This window comes from Shewanella sp. SG44-6 (assembly GCF_014164185.1).
Lineage (GTDB): Bacteria > Pseudomonadota > Gammaproteobacteria > Enterobacterales > Shewanellaceae > Shewanella > Shewanella vesiculosa.
In genome coordinates, this window is the sequence record NZ_JACJER010000014.1 from 1 (window position 1) to 18,362 (window position 18,362).

Genomic DNA, 18,362 nt, shown 5'->3' on the forward strand with positions numbered 1-18,362 from the left:
GGTTGTGGATCTGATGGCAGTGATGGTGCCCAAGGTGAAGCAGGTACTCCTGGAGCACCGGGTGCTGATGGAACTCCAGGTACACCAGCTGGTTCAGTCGTTACAACAGTTGAAAATGCCTATGACTTTACCTTAACACTGGCTCCTACAGATATTGTAGTAGTAGGTACAGATCCTTTTAGCCTCAAATTTACTGCAACAGGTAAAGGAAGTGGCGGAGCGGACGTTCCATATTCAGGACTCGAGAGAGTAGCGTTATATGTGACCAGTCAATCAGCGAATACTACTGACACTGGTGCGCCAATGTTATGGACAAACCATGCACTTGCTAATGATTTTGGTAGCAGCATGTATTGTAATTTAGAGGGTAGTACGACAGCACGTGATGGGTCTGTCGTTGATGCATGTACATTAGTTGAAGATCCTGCTAACCCAGGTACTTATACTGGTTCTTGGGCACATGATGGTAATGCGCCTGTGGTACTAGCAAGTGGTGATGCAAACGATTTAGTGCGGGTGATGATCCGTGTTTATGACGTTACTATGGCTGATGGTACAGCAGTAAGTGATAAGATTTTATCAACTCCGGTTGATTTTATTCCTGCTACTGGCGAACTTGCTATTTCTGCAAAAGACTCAGTGTCTAATGCTGCATGTATTAAATGTCATAGCCCAATGGAAGGTTACGCTGATACTGATATGCGCATTAGCAACATTGGTGCTCATCATAATTACCAAAAAGTTGAAAATTGTGTAGCTTGTCATAATCCTGCTTATGCTGGTGGACAAGACGACCCTGCAGTTGGTTTTAACGTCAACTTCAATGCCATGATCCATACCATTCATGCGGGTCATCATATTGCTGACTCTCTAACTGGTGACGCCAAAGATATGTTTGGTGGAATCGGATTTCCTGCTGAGTTAAACGAATGTACTGTTTGTCATGATAGTGGCACCCAGTGGAACGACAATATCTATGCAGAAGCCTGTTTGTCATGTCACGTCAATGTGAACTTAAAGACTGGTGAAAATCACAGAGGTATTGTGCCAGCAAGTGACGCGAATTGTTCAGGTTGTCATGGCGCTGGTAGTTTAAGCCCAATGCAAGCTCACAGCGTTGACCGCCGTGCAGCCTTTGAAAATGGTTTGGTACTAGAAGTCGCTTCAGCTGAAGTCGCATCAGACGTATTAACTGTCATCATTGATGTTAAATTAAATGGTGCGGTTGCGGCTGATGGTACTGATTTAACTCAGTACTTAAACAAAGCTAAAGCAGGCGATGATATTTTAATCGGTACACTTGATAGCAATGGCGATTATGTGCGTGGCTTAAGTATCAATACTGCTTCTAATCCTGAAATGTTCGTGGTTCAAAGTGGCAAGTTAACCTTAACTAAAGCACTTAACCCTAACCAGTTAGACGGCAAAATACTTTCAGTTTCTTCTGAAATGAACATGTGTGGCAATACAACGACCGATATGGTTGTTGTTAATACCAAACTAGCTGAAGGTGCAGGTACCGATACTGGTGCTTGTGATGTACCTGTTCCAGCAAACATAGTGACTAAGTTCTTTATGTTTGATGCAGTTGCGGCTAAAGGCGTATTAACTGAGGACAATCTACGTTTCGTTAGTCCTGAGTTGACAGCTTATACCTCACCTACACAGGCTGGTAACGACCGTACAACGGCTGATGAAGCTAAATGTAATGCTTGTCATGGCAACTTATCTCACATTAAATCACCTAACCATGGTGTGACTAACTTTACACAATGTGCTGATTGTCATAACAACAACTATGCAGGTTCATATCATGCTGATGTTTACAAGCAAGCTGGTGTAGATGCTGATGGCGAACCTACGTTTGAAGTGGTTGAAGGATTAACTTATACCAATCGTGACTTAGTTACTGTTGCTCACCGTTTCCACAGTGGTTTGTTTGCAGGTAGCACAGGTGCTGGCATTTACTTAGGTACAGATGGTGAAACTTGGGTTAACTATCCTGCAACTAAAACAAATTGCCAAGCTTGTCATAAAGATGCCAATGCTGCGGGAGATGCTATGCCATTCTTCTCTGGTACTGGTACGTTAACATCTGGTAGAACTGCAATTGCAATCAGTGGTGGCGAATTTATTTCTCCTGTCGCTGAAGCATGTCGTAGTTGTCACGCTCACTCTGGTCCTGCTGCTCTAGCTCACTTCAAGAGTAATGGTGCGACAGTTACTGGTGATAACGTAATGTCTGCTGCCGGTGTACCAATTGAGTCTTGTGCGACTTGTCATGCTGAAGGTAAAACTTATGGTCTTGATAAAGTTCACTCAGGTGCAGCGCACTAGTTATAAAATAACTTCTTAATCATCACTTAAGAAAGTAAGTAAGAAGGAGGCAGCAATGCCTCCTTTTTTATTCATTTTATCTATCAGGGTATAAGCACTTAATGCTCATCCGTGATCAGTATAACTACTCGAAAAATTAGCTATCCAAGCTGATTAGATTTAATCCAGCCCAGTTCAATTCGACTCAATCCAATTCGACTCAATCCAATTCAATCTAACCAACTCAATCTAATCAACTCAATCAATTCTGAAAGCTAGCAGCTTGAGTTATCGCTATTTAATTGGCCACTGAATTGAGGTTAATGCCGTATTGACCTTAATTGCATCATGAAGCGTGGCGGTGTTTACCTACAACAGACGATGGCTTCATTAGCTGGATACATAAATCTGTAAGTTATTGAGGTTGCAGGCTCTCGTCTGTTATTTTGCGGATGCCATTTGAGGTACAGTAGCGACAAATAGGCAATAAACAGAGTCGCTAATGAGAACAGGGTTAATAAGATTGACGTTAACTACAGGGTCGTTTTCTTAGGTGTTGATTAAAAACGACCAATGTATTTAGGACAAGAAAACAAAAGGGAAGCATTGCTGCTTCCCTTTTTATTCATCAACATAAACCTACTGGTAAGTGTATGCCATCTGTTTAATTACGCTGCTTGTTGGCGTTGCATGGTCAATAACCATTTTCCATAGATAAAAATACCCACCGCAGAAATAATCCCAATCGCACCGATAATATACCAAGCCATGCCGATATTATTGGCTTCATAAAGCATATGCGTTAGGGGTTGTGCTTCAATGCCAGTAAAGTCGACTAAGCGCATAAAGGCTTCACCTTGCGGAATGCTATCAACATCTACTTGGCTCATGCCACGGCTAACCAGTTCATTTCGAGAGATGATCTCTTTAGAGGCGTAAATTTGGTAAAGCTTAGGGGCAAAGTAGCCTTCTAATGTCCAACCAATCCCTTGCGGCAACATGACAAAGCCTAAGTACATGGCTTTTTTGCCTTCAGGGGCAATATTACCCATAAACTCGTTTTTCTTTGGGCTAATCATCATTTCACCGAAAGAAAACATCACAATTGCCAGCACAATCATCCATGCCGCATTAAATACGCCCACTAACATAATCGCGGCAATACTTAAGATGCAGCCAAATAGCATAGTGGTGGTGATCCGGTATTTTGCGGTAAACGCGGCCACTAAAAAACAGGTGGTCATGATCATACCGGCGTTCAGGTTTAGCATGCCTTCTGGCATGACCTTAGTTCCGTCATTATTTAATCCCAACCAGAACTGTAATATGCCGTTACTGGTGCCTTCAGGGCCAAATAGCGAGGTGACAATAACGCTAGTATCAACCCACTCGGCAATGTGGATCGGTAATACGTCAAACAGTGAATTATATAAAAACCAAAAACCAGCAAACACCAGCATGTAGTAAATTACTATCGGTTTTATAAGTTCTCTTAAGGCATCTTTCCACAGTGCTTCTTGTTGCCGTTCTCCTGACTTTACTTGGCGTGCACGCTCTATGCGATCAGCTTTACCCGGCTCTTTATAAGCCAGTAAAAATAAGAAGTTAAATGAGATTATCGCGGCGCAAGCATAAAAGACGTTGTCCCAAGATAGCTGACGCATGTGCACCGCCACCAATGGGCCGAGAAAGCCACCAATGTTAACGACCTGGTAGAAAATCCCCCAAGCCATAGAGGTGTTCTCGCGTTTTGTCGACAGCACTAAAGTGCCTTGTATACCGGGTTTAAAGACCCCTGTACCTGCAGCGAGTAACATCGCACCAATAAGGAAACCCCAAAAATTGGGCAGTAAAGCCATGGTGAGGTAACCCGAAATTTTTATAATCGTGGACACAAAGATAGTCTCTTTATATCCTACACGATCAGAAATTCCGCCAGTGATAACAGGAATAAAGGTTTGTAGCATTGCCCAAACAGCAAGAATAATACCGTAGTCGTGCAAGTCGATGCCTAAACCGCCTTGTGACACCGGAGATTTAGCGTATAAGCCTGCACTGGCCTTGACGCCATAATAGGCGATACGTTCAACCAGCTCCATGCCGCCAACAAGCCAAAATATATAGCCAAGACTGGTGATAGAGGCCCACATTCCCAATTGTTTTACTTCACTCAGATCGTTGCCTGAGTGTGAATTAGTGCTCATAAGTCACCCTTTTATTTTATGTTCTATATCATTTTTATAACAAAGGCTGACACTTTACCTAAGTTCTGCAGAAATATCCAAAACCAATAAAAAAGCGGATCAAATGATCCGCTTTTTTATTTAATCATTGGCTCGTAACAGCTTAAAAATCTATAACTGCTTAACGGCCATGCTCATTTGGATGTTGAGATAGAAATGCAAATACTCAGGGCTAAGCTTGTTGTTACGGTTTAGGCACCACAACACTTTTTGTACTTTTTACCACTGCCACAAGGACAAGCATCATTGCGATTAGGCTTAGCTTCAGACTTTACCGTTTTAGGTTTATTCAATAAACCACTTAATTCGATAATGTTTTCAGGCTTGTCAGCATCAATAGTGATATTGGCAAAGAGTTGTTTTTCAGCAACCATTGCGGCAACTTCCGTTTTACGCGCCTCGGTTTGCACAGACAACTTAAGTGGTAATGCTTCTGTACCAGGTTTAGCTGTGCGCTTGGTGTTATAACCACTTTCGCCATAAGCCGGCTTAGGGGTTTGACGACCTTTAAAAAAGAATTTATCAGACATGGTTTTAGCCCATTAAATAGAATGATGATATTGGCCGAAGCTTATACACCAAAAATGTAAAGTGAGATATCAAAGTTTCAATTTTGAACAAAATAAAGCGTTAATTATTGCCATGAGTCACATCAACAAAGATAAAAAACCAGCGAATTACTCGCTGGTTTTTTATAGAACGCTTTGTGTAAACTGAGTAAACCCCAAGGTAAATAGAGGCTTTCAGTTAAATCTTAGCTAATTCGACTTTTTGTTCGTTTAATTTTTCAATGTCACGAGTTAAATCTGCCATCTTAGCGCGTTCTTTATCTATAACTGCCGCAGGGGCTTTAGCCACAAAACCTTGATTAGATAATTTACCTTCAATACGGGCAATTTCTTGAGCAAGCTTTTCTAGCTGTTTATCGATACGGGCCATTTCGGCGCCAACATCGATCAAACCTGCCATTGGGATTAATAGCTCCATATTGCCGACTAACTGAGTACTCGACATTGGTGCCGTTTCACCTTCCGCTAAAATAGTCATCGTCTCGAGTTTAGCCAAACTAGCAAAGAATGTTTGGTTTGCTTCAAGACGTATACGATCTTCGTAGCTGACACCACGCAGTAACGCATTAAGCGGCTTTGATGGGGCTATATTAAGCTCTGCACGAATATTACGTACCGCTACAATCACTTGCTTAACCCATTCAAGATCGGCCATCGCGGTCGCATCAACCTGATCTGCTTGATAAGTTGGGAACGATGCTAGCATGATGGTGTCACCAGTGACGCCTGCTAACGGTTTAACGCGTTGCCAAATCGTTTCGGTAATGTACGGCATAAATGGATGCATTAAACGCTGCATTTTTTCAAGCACATTGACCAAAGTGTGGCGAGTGCCGCGCATTTGCGCTTCAGTGCCATTTTGCATAACAGGCTTGGTTAATTCTAAATACCAGTCACAGAATTGATTCCAAGTGAACTCGTATAAGGTGTTAGCGGCTAAGTCGAAACGGTAAGCTGCCATATGGTCTTCAACGGTTTTCACGGTTTGGTTAAATAAACCAATGATCCAACGATCGGCTAGCGACAATTCCATCGCACCTGGTTTGCCATCAACTAATAGTTGACCGCAATCTAAAGGCTCACCAGCTTCATCGCTATCTGGATCTGTCTGCACTTCAGTGTTCATTAACACGTAACGTGACGCATTCCATAACTTGTTACAGAAACTGCGGTAACCATCAAGACGTTTCATGTCCCAGTTGATGTCGCGGCCGGTTGAAGCCATTGCAGCTAAGGTAAAGCGCAGTGCATCGGTACCATGAGCTTCAATGCCGTCGGCAAACTCTTTACGGGTACTTTTTTCAATTTTTGCCGCCAGTTGCGGTTGCATCATGTTGCCAGTACGCTTTTCAACTAAGGTTTCAAGCTCGATACCGTCAATCATGTCTAATGGATCAAGTACGTTACCTTTAGACTTTGACATTTTATTGCCGACTTCGTCACGGATAAGACCGGTAACGTAAACGGTTTTAAATGGTACTTGTGGCTTGCCATCTTCATCTTTAATGAAGTGCATGGTCATCATGATCATCCGCGCAACCCAGAAGAAGATGATGTCAAAACCTGTGACCAACACGTCGGTTGGGTGGAAGGTTTTTAAGTCTTCTAAGTTGTCAGGCCAACCTAAGGTTGAGAAAGTCCATAATGCCGAGCTAAACCAAGTGTCTAATACGTCATCGTCTTGACGTAATATTATTGAGTCGGCAAATTTGTGTTTAGCGCGGACTTCAGCTTCGTTACGGCCAACGTAGACTTTACCGTTTTCATCGTACCAAGCTGGAATTCGGTGTCCCCACCAAAGTTGACGTGAAATACACCAGTCTTTAATATCGCGCATCCACGAGAAGTACATATTTTCGTATTGTTGCGGTACAAATTTGATGTCGCCATTCTCAACTGCTTCAATCGCCGTTTTGGCCATTGACTGCACGGCCACGTACCACTGGTCGGTTAATAATGGTTCAATTACCACACCTGAGCGATCGCCATAAGGCACTTTTAAGCCGTGCGGAGCAACTTTCTCAAGTAGACCTAAGCTGTCAAATTCAGCCACGATAGCATCACGGGCTTTAAAACGATCCAGGCCAGCATAACGCTCTGGTAAGGCCATTTCGATGTCTTTGTTTGGGGTGCCATCAGTGTTTATCACTTCAACAAAACTACGTACGGCGGCATCTAAGGTGAAGATGTTGTACATAGGCAGTTGATGGCGTTTACCAACTTCATAGTCGTTAAAGTCATGGGCGGGAGTGATTTTTACACAACCAGTACCAAATTCCATGTCGACATAATCGTCGGCAACAATCGGTACTAAACGGTTTACGACAGGCAATAGAATGAATTTACCGATTAATGACTGATAACGTTCATCATCTGGATGCACGGCTACTGCGCTGTCACCTAGCATGGTTTCTGGGCGAGTCGTGGCGACTTCTAGGTAATCTTTACCATCGCTAGTTAATGCGCCTTGGGCCAAAGGATAGCGAAAATGCCACATGTGGCCTTGCTTCTCTTTGTTTTCAACTTCCAGATCTGAAATGGCGGTGTGTAGCTTTGGATCCCAGTTAACTAGGCGCTTACCACGATAAATCAATTCATCATCGTACAGGCGAACAAACACTTCTTGAACGGCTTTTGATAAGCCTTCATCCATAGTGAAACGTTCGCGATCCCAGTCAACTGATGCGCCCATGCGGCGAAGCTGTTTGGTAATAGTGCCACCAGACTGTTCTTTCCAGTCCCACACTTTATCAATAAAAGCGTCACGGCCTAAATCATGGCGAGTTTTACCTTCTTCGGCTTCAAGCTTACGCTCAACCAACATTTGCGTCGCGATACCCGCGTGGTCGGTGCCGACTTGCCACAAGGTATTTTTACCTTTCATGCGCTCAAAGCGGGTAAGGGTATCCATGATGGTATCTTGGAAGGCATGACCCATGTGCAAGCTACCAGTTACATTCGGTGGCGGGATCATGATGCAGTAATTGCCTTTTGATTCATCACCATGCGGCTTGAAGTAACCTTGCTCTTCCCAGTTTTGGTAAAGGGCTTGTTCGATAGACTTTGGGTTGTATGTTTTTTCCATAGGAGCGTTATGTTCTCTATCTAAATTAAGTGTTTATTCAGCTAATGTTTGAGTGCTGGGCGTAATGCCTACATTCTGATATTGACGGTAGCGATTGCGAGCAATGCGCTTGAGTTCGTCATCATTAGCGACAAAATCGATAATATGGGGCAAGTTTACCGCAAAACTGGGCATTTGGTCTGCAAGATTAATCAGAACTTGGCGACTTTTATTTGGCCCTAAGGTATCAAAACCAATTTCCACAGGTGCGCCCGTCATCGGGCCTTCACCTTTTAAGTTGTGTGGTACAAAAGCGTTGGGCTCAAATTGCCACAGTAATTCGTCAATTGCATACGCTTGCTGTTTGTCTTTGCAGTGAATGTAGACGGTTTTTTGTTGGTGATATTGTTGTTCAGCTAACCTGCACGCAGCTAAATACAGCGCATCTAATGCACTCATTTGATTATGATTATCAGGCATAAGGTAAAACAAGGCTTGAGTCATGTAGTGATGCTTTTAACAGGTTAAAAAGATGAACTCGAGTTTACACTAAAATAGGCCGTGGGTTAATGGCTGTGAGGTGCGATATTTATATGAGGTTAGAATAGCTCAATATCACCAACGTGAGTTTAATCGCGCTTATTAATCCGGCATATATCGCTATCACAATGGATTTTCTACGCCGTTGCGGTAATAGCTCTGTGATGGATGGACGTTGAGGAGATGGGTGATCTGGCGTTAAGCTTGAACGCCACAGTACAAACCATCTAATGGTTAAATTATAGGGGATGTTATTAATCATTATTAGCTGTTTACGCCATGGGCCTAGCAGTAGTAGTCGACTATAAACTTGTTGCTGATTGACTGATAAGCTAAAACGAGTGCTGAAGCGGTCGTAACAGGCAGCTATTTTTTGATTATCAATTAAATGTACTTTGTGTTGCTGACGAGTCATGGCCATTAATTTACCCTGTTTATTGATTCATTACTGCGGTTTTAACAATATTGTCGAGCCAGTCCATAAACAAACTTAGGCGCTTAGGTAGTTGTCTGCGTGAAGGGTACAAGATACTCACTGGCATGGGAGCGGCTTCAAATTTAGGCAAAATTCGGATTAAACGACCAGTATTTAAGTAGTCTGTTACCCCCATTTGTGGAATTTGCGCAATACCCAGCCCAGCTAAACATGCCGAGGTATAAGCGTCGGAATTAGTCACCGATATCACACTTGGAACCGTGAGCTGGCAATTCTGCCCTTGTTCTACATAGTCAAACTCGGCCGAATTATAATCAATAGAGGCGCTATGATTCACTGTCGGAACGTAGCCAATCATCCTGTGGTGTTGTAAGTCTGCTAAGGTGCTTGGCGTACCATAGTGTTGGATATAGGTTGGGCTAACGCAGTTGATAATGCGATATTGAGTTAAGGGTCTGGCTATCAGTAAGCTGTTGCCTTGATGTCCTACTCTGATCAGGCAATCAACCCCAGACTTTATTGGATCGATATGATAATCGGTGCTGCTAATGACAATATTGACATGGGGATAACGCTCACACCATTCGCTGAGTCGAGGCAGTACGGTTTTATTGGCAAAACGACTCGGCATATCGACTTTTATGACCCCTCGTACACTGTCATTTTCATGCTGAAACTGACTTTCTAAAGCATCTATATCGTGCAATATTTGTCGACATTGTGCCAAATAGACAGCCCCATCATGGGTTAGCGTCACCCGCCGGGTACTGCGCTGAAAAAGTCGAGTGCCCAATAGTTGCTCTAATGACTCGACGGCAGCTGAAATGCTCGATTTAGGTAAGTGCAATGCCGCAGCAGCCTGCGTAAAGCTACCGGTTTGCGCGACATGAACAAACCGTCTCATGGCTTCAAATTTATTCATACTCACCTTGTTGTTGTTCGTATAAAGCAAACAATAATGTCACTTTTATGCTGTTTATCATAGTAGGTGAGTGTTTTATTATCATTGCACTTCTGTGAGATGAATAAGAGGCATATATGAATAAATTGGTGTTAGTTACTGGCGGTAGTCGTGGTTTAGGCAAGAATGCCGCATTAATGTTAGCGGCTAAAGGCATGGATGTTGTGATTACATATTTACATAACAAGGAGGCTGCGGATGAGGTTGTGGCAAGCATACGTTGGTTAGGGCAAAAAGCTGCTGCATTACCGCTGAATGTTGGCGATGTTTCCATGTTTGGCTCATTTAAAAATGAGCTATCTGACTTACTAAGGCAGTATTTTGAACGCGAGAATATTGATGCATTGATTAACAACGCTGGAATGGGTGAGTTCGCTGCATTTGCAGACACAACTGAAGCTCAGTTTGATGGATTAATGAATGTGCATTTAAAGGGAGCTTTTTTTCTCACTCAATCGTTACTTCCTTTAATAAACAATGGTGGCAAAGTGATTAATGTGAGCTCTGGGTTAACTCGTTTTAGTGAAACGGGGTTCTGTGCTTATGCCATGATGAAAGCAGGTGTAGAAGTAATGACCCGCTATTTAGCTTTGGAGCTTGGGCCACGTCAAATAAGTGTCAATACCTTAGCGCCCGGGGCAATAGAAACCGATTTTGGCGGTGGTGTTGTGCGTGATAATACTGCACTAAATGAGTCTATCGCATCAAAAACGGCACTTGGTCGTGTTGGTTTGCCGGATGATATTGGTAAGGCTATGTTGATGCTATTAAGCGACGAAGCACAGTGGTTAAATGGCCAGAGAATTGAAGTGTCTGGAGGAATTCATTTGTAATTAATGGTGAAGTGATGATAACCAGCAGTAAGCTTATTATCGCTTAGTAAAATCGGTATCAGTTGGAAAATAATCTTGCTAAATGGTTTGGTACATCCCTGATGATGTTAACTCATCAAATACTTACTGCCATAGTGCAATAACCTCATCAGAAGTGTCGTTTGAAAATGCGATATATAAGATAGAGTCGTACAACTTAATAGGAGTACGCTCTATTGAGTTGATATCGATATCGGCTGCTTTTGCCAAAAGGCATCACTAGCTCGCTCATAGGTGCAACATCAACTCTGCCGTAACTGCGCATTTTGAGCGATTGCAATTGGGATTTGTCAGTACTGAGGTTGGTGAAGCCTTGGGAATCTAAGTCGGTGCTCAGCATTACCAAGCACTACACCAACATTTCGGACACGTTTTATGTCTTCTAAATCTGCTAGTGATAGTCCGTAATTACGCTTTTGGTAAAAATACACTCCGCTACTAATCATGGGGCCTGCCCATTTCATGTTTACTTCTCTTTCCGGCCTTTTAGCAATGACAAATAACGCCGTGTTTGGTTGCGACTTTAATAACTGAAAAGCTCTATTAAGGGGAGGCATTTCAATGTTGGCTGGGTATATTCCATCATCGCTTGAATAATATCGATTGAAAAACCGTTTAAACGGTCATCGTCTAGGTAACTAAATAGGGTAAAGGATGGGGGATGAAATGAACTTGCGGATGGTCTTTTGCAAAGAGCTCGTTGGTTGGCGTATATGCAAAGTAACCGCTTCTTTATTTGTATGCCACTGCTAATGACATTATCAAGTGGTTGATTCACATCATTCAATCACTTCCTTGTGATTGTTAATTTGACTATGAGCGTTAGCGTTAAATTGTTCGATAAACAACCTAAAATATGATGATTATTTTATCGCCACATCACAGTTATTGATCATGTTTAGTGAAGGCTTGAGATAGTCTTGCCGGGTCGGGAAAGGTAAAATTCTCGCGAATGCTCGCCCAAGAATCATGACTTTTAATACAGTGGCCTACCACAACCAGAATGGAGCAGGCTAGAATTCCCCAACCAATGGCATTATCGCCAGCACTCGCCCACACGGCAACCAAGCTTGATGCCCCAAAAGCGATGGTGATTTGAAGAAAGTTTTGTAAACCAGCAGCTTTGGATGCGTTATTGCTGAATTGTTGCAGGGCATTATTAACCACAATCGGGTAAATACCGCCATTGCTTCCTGCGAGTAATGAAAATGCAACTAGCAGTGGTAAGATCGTTTCAGTATCGAGGATTACGCTGGATACAAAAATGGCTGTAACACAACAACCAAAGAAAATAAGTAAACAGTTCAAGCTGACTTGAGTTCCCCACTTTTTAATCAGCAACTTACTCGAGTAGCCACCAACAATAAACATAATGGTCTGAGGTATAAAACTTAAGCCAATTTCAGTCGCAGCATAACCATACTGTTCCATCACCGCAGGCCAAAGCGTTAGGTAAGCAAAGAAAGCACCAGAACAGGCGCCAAAAATGATCACATTACCTAAGTATCGTGTATTAGCCAGTAATTGTTGATAGCCAATATTAGGCTTACTTTTATGCAAGCTCACAGTTTCTTTGGGGACAAAAATAGAGGTCATGACAATCAACAGCACAGCTATAATACACAAGCTAATAAACACCGCGCGCCAGCCAAAACTATTCAGTATCATTGCGCCAGCAATGGGCGCTAATGCCGGAGATAATGCCACTAAAGGCATAATATTAGAGAAAATATTTTGAGCTTTATCGGCTGGGTATTGTTCTATCACAATCGCTTGCCAAATGACTGCGGCACTGCAAGCGCCAATCGCTTGGAAGAAGCGGGCAATATTCATCGCCATCATACTGTCACTGAGTGCAATCAGTGCACTTGCCAACATAAATACGCTTAAGCCAATAAACAGTGAATTACGTTTACCTATTTTATGGACTAATGGTCCATATAATAACTGTCCAATTGCAAGTCCTGCCAAAAAGCTGGTTAACGATATGGCCACTTCAGAAGTGCTGGCATTAAAAGTCCCTTCAATAGATTTGAATGATGGCAGGTACATGTCGGTAGCAATGAAACCTAACATACTCATTAAGGCTAAATAAAACAGGAAGAGGTAAAATGTAATGTTAGTGTTTTTTTTGTTAATTATTAGGTCGTTGCTACTCATTTTAAACATGTCTTTTTCGTTGTTTCAATAAAGCCTGTTAGCTTAATGGTTTACTTAATTAGCTTAAAACGTTTATTTTTGAATTCTGTCATCAAAAAATTTGATTGGATGCTTGTTGTAAAGCATAATTGAATCCGATTATGCCCTTAGCACATGATTCATTTTGTCCTGTTATATCCCATGAATACCGCCATTAAATGAGTTAAATAGATATGCTTTCACAACAAATATTTGAGCTAATTGATGTTGTTGCTCAAACTGGCAGTTTTACTGCTGCAGCAAAAAAACTGCATAAAGTACCGTCTGCTATAAGCTACTCAGTTAAGCAAATTGAAACAGAACTCGGGGTTGAACTATTTATTCGCCACCATAGAAGCGTTAGCCTTACTCCTGCGGGAAAACATTTTGCAGCCAAAGCACGTCAGTTTCTTAGCGAGATGGAATTGATGAAACGAGATACCCTTAGAGTCGCTAATGGGTGGAAACCTATGTTATCTATTGCGCTAGATAATATTGCCAGAACTGACAGCATGCATGCATTAATCGCAGATTTTTACAGACAGTTTCATGATGTTGAACTGATTATTCGTATCGAAGTTTTTAACGGTGTTTGGGAAGCGCTTGCCAAAGGCTTAAGTGACATCGCCATTGGTGCGACAACTGCAAATCCCGTTGGCGGGACATTCAAATACACTAACATGGGTAATATTGATTGGCTGTTTGTGGTCAGTGCAGGGCATCCATTAGCCAAGATAATGCGTCCACTAAGTGATGATGAGTTACGAGGTTTTCCATCTATTTGTCTTGAAGATACTTCCCGTGAGATCCCCAAGCGGATCACTTGGTTGTTAACGAATCAGCGACGGTTAGTGGTGCCTGACTGGCACAGCGCAATTAACTGTTTTGTTGAAGGACTGGGGATTGGTTACATGCCAGAACATTTGGCTGCACCTTTGATTAAATCTGGTCAATTAGTGTGTAAAAAACTGCATAAAGTGAAACAGCCTAGTGCTTGTTGTTTAGCTTGGAATGACGATCAAATGTCACCTGCATTGGCTTGGGTATTAGATTACCTAGGTGATAGTGAGCAATTACATCGTCAATGGTTAGCCTAATCGATGACATCAATCATGTGGGTGAGCTTGTATTTTAATTTACCTGATTGATAACAAAAAAGGGTAAAGCACGAGGCTTTACCCTTTCAATATGTACTTAAATAAACCAAACGATTACTCGTTGATTTCAACTCCAGCACGATTAATTAAGAATTGGCTTAAAATCGGTACCGGACGACCAGTAGAGCCTTTATTCGCGCCGCTGTTCCAAGCTGTACCTGCGACATCTAAATGCGCCCAGTTGTACTTTTTGGTGAAGCGAGACAAGAAACACGCCGCAGTAATCGACCCAGCTGGGCGACCACCTAAGTTTGTCATGTCAGCAAATGGGCTGTCTAGCATGTCCTGATATTCATCCCATAACGGCATGCGCCACGCGCGGTCACCGCTTTGCTCACCAGCATTTAATAGCTCATGGGCTAATGGGTTGTGTGAACTGAATAAGCCAGACGCATGTTTACCGAGTGCAATAACACAGGCACCGGTTAAGGTCGCTGTATCAATCACTAATTCAGGATCATAGCGTTCAACGTAAGTTAATACATCACACAATACTAAGCGGCCTTCAGCATCGGTATTAAGCACTTCAACTGTTTGACCTGACATAGTCGTTAAAATATCACCAGGACGGTAAGCATTACCCGCAGGCATGTTTTCACAACCGGCTAAAATACCAATGACGTTGATAGGCAACTTCATTTCGCATAGTGCTTTCATGGTGCCAATCACACCAGCAGCGCCGCCCATGTCGTATTTCATTTCATCCATGGCTTCGCCAGGTTTTAATGAAATTCCGCCAGAATCGAAGGTTAATCCTTTACCGACAAGCACAATAGGTTTTTCGGTGCTATCAACCGCGCCCTGATATTCCATCACGGTCATGATTGATTCGTTACTGCTTGCACGGCCTACGGCTAAATAAGAGTTCATGCCTAACTTGGCCATTTGCTCTTCACCTATGGTGGTCACTTTCAAGCTTTCGTAAACTTCAGACATTTGGCGGGCTTGTGAAGCCAAGTAAGCTGGATTGCAAATATTCGGTGGCATGTTTGCGACATCACGACACAAATGCATACCTGCAGATACTGCGGTGCCGTGTTCAATGGCACGCTCACCAATAGTTAATTCACGACGTGTTGGCACGTTAAATACCATTTTACGTAATGGACGACGAGTTTCGCCTTTACGGGTTTTTAATGCATCAAATGAATATAAGCTATTTTGTGTGCTTTCAATGGCTTGACGAACTTTCCAGTAGGTGTCGCGGCCTTTGACATGCAGTTCAGTTAAGAAGCAAACAGCTTCCATTGAACCGGTTTCATTTAGGGTACTGATGGTTTTTGTGATAATTTGTTTGTATTGGCGCTCGTCTAGCTCACGCTCTTTGCCACAACCAACCAGTAAAACACGTTCACTCAATACGTTTGGTACATGATGCAATAGCAACATTTGTCCTGGTTTACCTTCAAGGTCACCACGACGAAGGAGGTTACTAATGTAACCTTCACTGATTTTATCCAATTGCTCTGCGATACCAGACAGACGGCGAGGTTCGTAAACGCCAACAACGATACAGGCTGAACGTTGCTTTTCGGGGCTACCGCTCTTTACGCTAAACTCCATGAGCACTCCTAGATTCTTAAAGACAAATTTTTATATTTATTAGATAATGTTTGCATTAGGCCATCTGGCATATAATCAACGAAAAGGTGATAACTGTTTGGGATTATTAACGAAAAAGAGGCGCAAATTGGCAGCCCAAATAGATGTTAACCTTGACCCCAAAGCACCTTCCGCGCTGGTCAGAAAACTAGCAAAACTGCTGAAAGTAGTCAGTTTACATGAAAGTTGCTCTGATACCAGTAAAAAGATAAGTTTAGCCACCGGATCATACTTGTGATTGTATTTAGATATCTTATTAGTGAAGTTTTAAAAGCGCAATTTGCGGTACTTTTGGTACTGCTAACTATTTTTATTAGCCAACAGTTTGTGCGCGTGTTGGCAGATGCCTCAGATGGTGAATTTCCGGCTTCTTTAGTGATGACATTATTGGGCTTAAACTTGCCTCAATTAACCGTATTGGTGTTACCGCTGAGTTTCTTTTTAGGGATATTGTTGGCTCTCGGGCGCATGTATTCTGAAAATGAAATGGTCGTTTTGCATGGTGTTGGTGTCAGTGAGTGGTATGTCACTCGAGTAACGTTATTAGTCGCATTTGCTAATTTATTGTTCACGGCCTATTTGTCTGTTTACGTCGGACCTTGGGCAGAAGAACGCCAAAATCAAGTGCTAGAAAAGGCTCAGTCTGAAGCTGGTCTTGCTGCACTAACTCAAGGCCGTTTTCAAGCAAGCCCAAATGGCCGCGCGGTATTGTTTGTTGAAAAAATAAATAAAGACAATACGTTAGATAAAGTTTTTGTCGCGCAATTGCCAGACCCAGAAGATGAGAATGGCTTAACTAATATTGTTGTGGCCAAAAAAGGTCGGGTGGTTGAAGATAATATCGGTAGTCAACAATTACAACTCGACAATGGTTTTCGTTATCAAGGCAGCCCTAAATCACTCGAATTACAAGTAATTGAGTTTGGCGGCTATAAAATGGAAATCAAAGAACAAGAAGTCGATGAGCGCCGACGTAAACTTTCTGCGCTGCCAGTCAATGAACTATTGGATACCCCAGGGTCGGAAGCGGCGGCTGAATTTCAATGGCGACTGGCGATCCCTATCTCAATTCCATTGTTGACCTTAATTGCCGTGCCATTAGCGCGAGTGAATGTTCGCCAAGGGAAGTTTGCCAAAATGTTCCCCGCTATTTTACTGTATTTAGGTTATTTCGGATTAATGATTGCAGGGCGAAAAGCACTGCAAGATGAGGTGGTGCCGCAGTTCTTAGGCATGTGGTGGATCCATGCATTAGCACTGATGTTAGGATTATTGTTATTAATTAAAGAGCGACCAACAGGGATGAAGTTCTTGGGCTTATTTAAACGTAAGCAGGTGGCGCTATGAAAATATTAGACCTGTATATTGCGCGGATGATCGTTAGTACATCTGGCTTATGTTTACTTATTTTGACCGGTTTATCTGGCATCATTAAGTGGGTTGATCAATTACGTTTGGTTGGGCGGGGTGCTTATACCATGCTCGATGCTGCTATCTATGTATTGTTTTTGATCCCTCGAGATATTGAAATGTTTTTCCCAATGGCAGTGCTGCTTGGTGCGCTAATTGGTATGGGCATGCTGGCATCTAACTCTGAATTAGTGGTGATGCAAGTTTCAGGTATGTCGCGCTTACAAATCACCCAGTCGGCGATGAAAACAGCGATTCCATTGATGATTCTGGTTATGGCTCTGGGGGAGTGGGGTGCACCTATTGCTGAGAAAAGTGCTAAAGAGCTTCAAGCGACTAAAATATCTGGCGGGAGTTTAATCAAATCTCATCGAGGTATTTGGGCGAAAGATGGTGATTTATTCGTCAATATCGGTGAGGTTCAAGACGTTAATACTCTGAATAATATTAGTTTATATGAGTTTAATGACCAACAAGAATTAACCAGAGTGACACATGCTAAAAGCGCTCAATTTAGGGATGATGCTTGGCAATTATCTGTGGTTGAGAACACCACTGTGGTCGATGATAGAGTGGTGCGAGATTTTCTTGATTCCGATGTGTGGCAATCTACATTAACCCCAGATAAGTTGAGTGTTGTGTCGATTAAGCCCGAAGCATTATCCATAAGTGGCTTAATTGATTATTTAGATTATTTAAAAGTTAACCAACAAGATCCGAGTCGTTATGAGCTGGCATTATGGCGCAAGATTATGCAGCCAGTCACCGTCGCTGTAATGATGTTAGTCGCGTTATCGTTTGTGTTTGGACCATTACGTACCGTAACCATGGGGGCTCGCGTGTTGTTGGGTGTGGTCGCTGGGTTTAGCTTTTATATTAGTAATGAGATATTTGGGCCTATGAGCATAGTGTACGAATTGCCCGCAGTAGTCGGTGCAATTGCTCCTAGCATGTTATTTACCGGATTAGCTTTGTATTATATTCGCAAATAACACTGAACATTTAATCGATAAT

General features: G+C 42.5%; 14 protein-coding genes. 5 read left to right on the forward strand and 9 right to left on the reverse strand.

Features of this window, described 5'->3' with window-relative positions; genetic code table 11:
* The coding region (locus tag H5185_RS04265) for an OmcA/MtrC family decaheme c-type cytochrome (RefSeq protein ID WP_182741443.1) at positions 1 to 2,337 on the forward strand (2,337 nt) is incomplete at its 5' end.
* Positions 2,338 to 2,984: 647 nt separating this feature from the next.
* Here the strand turns inward: H5185_RS04265 and H5185_RS04270 are convergent.
* The 6 genes from H5185_RS04270 to H5185_RS04295 all read right to left on the reverse strand — a co-directional run bounded on the left by H5185_RS04270 (position 2,985) and on the right by H5185_RS04295 (position 10,090).
* Positions 2,985 to 4,520 (reverse strand): MFS transporter, encoded by a 1,536-nt coding sequence (locus tag H5185_RS04270; protein WP_182741444.1) that lies wholly within the window; start codon positions 4,518 to 4,520, stop codon positions 2,985 to 2,987.
* 230 nt (positions 4,521 to 4,750) lie between these two features.
* The gene (locus H5185_RS04275; protein ID WP_124015643.1) at positions 4,751 to 5,089 is read right to left on the reverse strand and encodes a PBPRA1643 family SWIM/SEC-C metal-binding motif protein; all 339 of its coding nucleotides are present in this window, start codon (positions 5,087 to 5,089) and stop codon (positions 4,751 to 4,753) included.
* A 217-nt stretch (positions 5,090 to 5,306) separates the two neighbouring features.
* Complete coding sequence (locus H5185_RS04280; protein WP_182741445.1) at positions 5,307 to 8,213, reverse strand: valine--tRNA ligase; 2,907 nt, start codon at positions 8,211 to 8,213, stop codon at positions 5,307 to 5,309.
* A 33-nt stretch (positions 8,214 to 8,246) separates the two neighbouring features.
* Positions 8,247 to 8,696: a DNA polymerase III subunit chi gene (locus H5185_RS04285; RefSeq protein ID WP_182741446.1), complete on the reverse strand. Its 450-nt coding sequence runs from the start codon at positions 8,694 to 8,696 to the stop codon at positions 8,247 to 8,249.
* An 85-nt stretch (positions 8,697 to 8,781) separates the two neighbouring features.
* Positions 8,782 to 9,153 carry a hypothetical protein gene (locus H5185_RS04290; protein WP_182741447.1) on the reverse strand — a complete coding sequence of 124 codons (372 nt, stop codon included), beginning with the start codon at positions 9,151 to 9,153 and terminating at the stop codon, positions 8,782 to 8,784.
* 13 nt (positions 9,154 to 9,166) lie between these two features.
* Positions 9,167 to 10,090 carry a LysR family transcriptional regulator gene (locus H5185_RS04295; protein WP_182741448.1) on the reverse strand — a complete coding sequence of 308 codons (924 nt, stop codon included), beginning with the start codon at positions 10,088 to 10,090 and terminating at the stop codon, positions 9,167 to 9,169.
* Positions 10,091 to 10,206: 116 nt separating this feature from the next.
* Between H5185_RS04295 and H5185_RS04300 the strand changes: the two genes are divergently transcribed.
* Positions 10,207 to 10,962 (forward strand): SDR family NAD(P)-dependent oxidoreductase, encoded by a 756-nt coding sequence (locus H5185_RS04300; RefSeq protein ID WP_182741449.1) that lies wholly within the window; start codon positions 10,207 to 10,209, stop codon positions 10,960 to 10,962.
* Positions 10,963 to 11,085: 123 nt separating this feature from the next.
* On the opposite strand, the gene H5185_RS22865 is transcribed toward H5185_RS04300, so the two are convergent.
* Both H5185_RS22865 and punC read right to left on the reverse strand, forming a co-directional pair.
* Positions 11,086 to 11,211 (reverse strand): hypothetical protein, encoded by a 126-nt coding sequence (locus tag H5185_RS22865; RefSeq protein WP_259396156.1) that lies wholly within the window; start codon positions 11,209 to 11,211, stop codon positions 11,086 to 11,088.
* A 675-nt stretch (positions 11,212 to 11,886) separates the two neighbouring features.
* Positions 11,887 to 13,170 carry a purine nucleoside transporter PunC gene (punC, locus tag H5185_RS04305; RefSeq protein ID WP_182741450.1) on the reverse strand — a complete coding sequence of 428 codons (1,284 nt, stop codon included), beginning with the start codon at positions 13,168 to 13,170 and terminating at the stop codon, positions 11,887 to 11,889.
* A gap of 203 nt (positions 13,171 to 13,373) precedes the next feature.
* Between punC and punR the strand changes: the two genes are divergently transcribed.
* Positions 13,374 to 14,276, forward strand: a complete 903-nt coding sequence (gene punR / locus H5185_RS04310; RefSeq protein WP_182722071.1) for a DNA-binding transcriptional activator PunR — start codon at positions 13,374 to 13,376, stop codon at positions 14,274 to 14,276.
* Positions 14,277 to 14,390: 114 nt separating this feature from the next.
* Here punR and pepA read toward each other — a convergent pair whose 3' ends face one another.
* Complete coding sequence (gene pepA, locus H5185_RS04315; protein ID WP_124015649.1) at positions 14,391 to 15,899, reverse strand: leucyl aminopeptidase; 1,509 nt, start codon at positions 15,897 to 15,899, stop codon at positions 14,391 to 14,393.
* 273 nt (positions 15,900 to 16,172) lie between these two features.
* Between pepA and lptF the strand changes: the two genes are divergently transcribed.
* Together lptF and lptG are read left to right on the forward strand one after the other, a co-directional pair.
* The gene (gene lptF / locus H5185_RS04320; RefSeq protein WP_182741451.1) at positions 16,173 to 17,285 is read left to right on the forward strand and encodes an LPS export ABC transporter permease LptF; all 1,113 of its coding nucleotides are present in this window, start codon (positions 16,173 to 16,175) and stop codon (positions 17,283 to 17,285) included.
* Positions 17,282 to 18,340, forward strand: a complete 1,059-nt coding sequence (lptG, locus tag H5185_RS04325) for an LPS export ABC transporter permease LptG (RefSeq protein ID WP_124015651.1) — start codon at positions 17,282 to 17,284, stop codon at positions 18,338 to 18,340. Before lptF ends, lptG begins: the two co-directional genes overlap by 4 nt.
* The last annotated feature ends 22 nt before the right edge of the window (positions 18,341 to 18,362 follow it).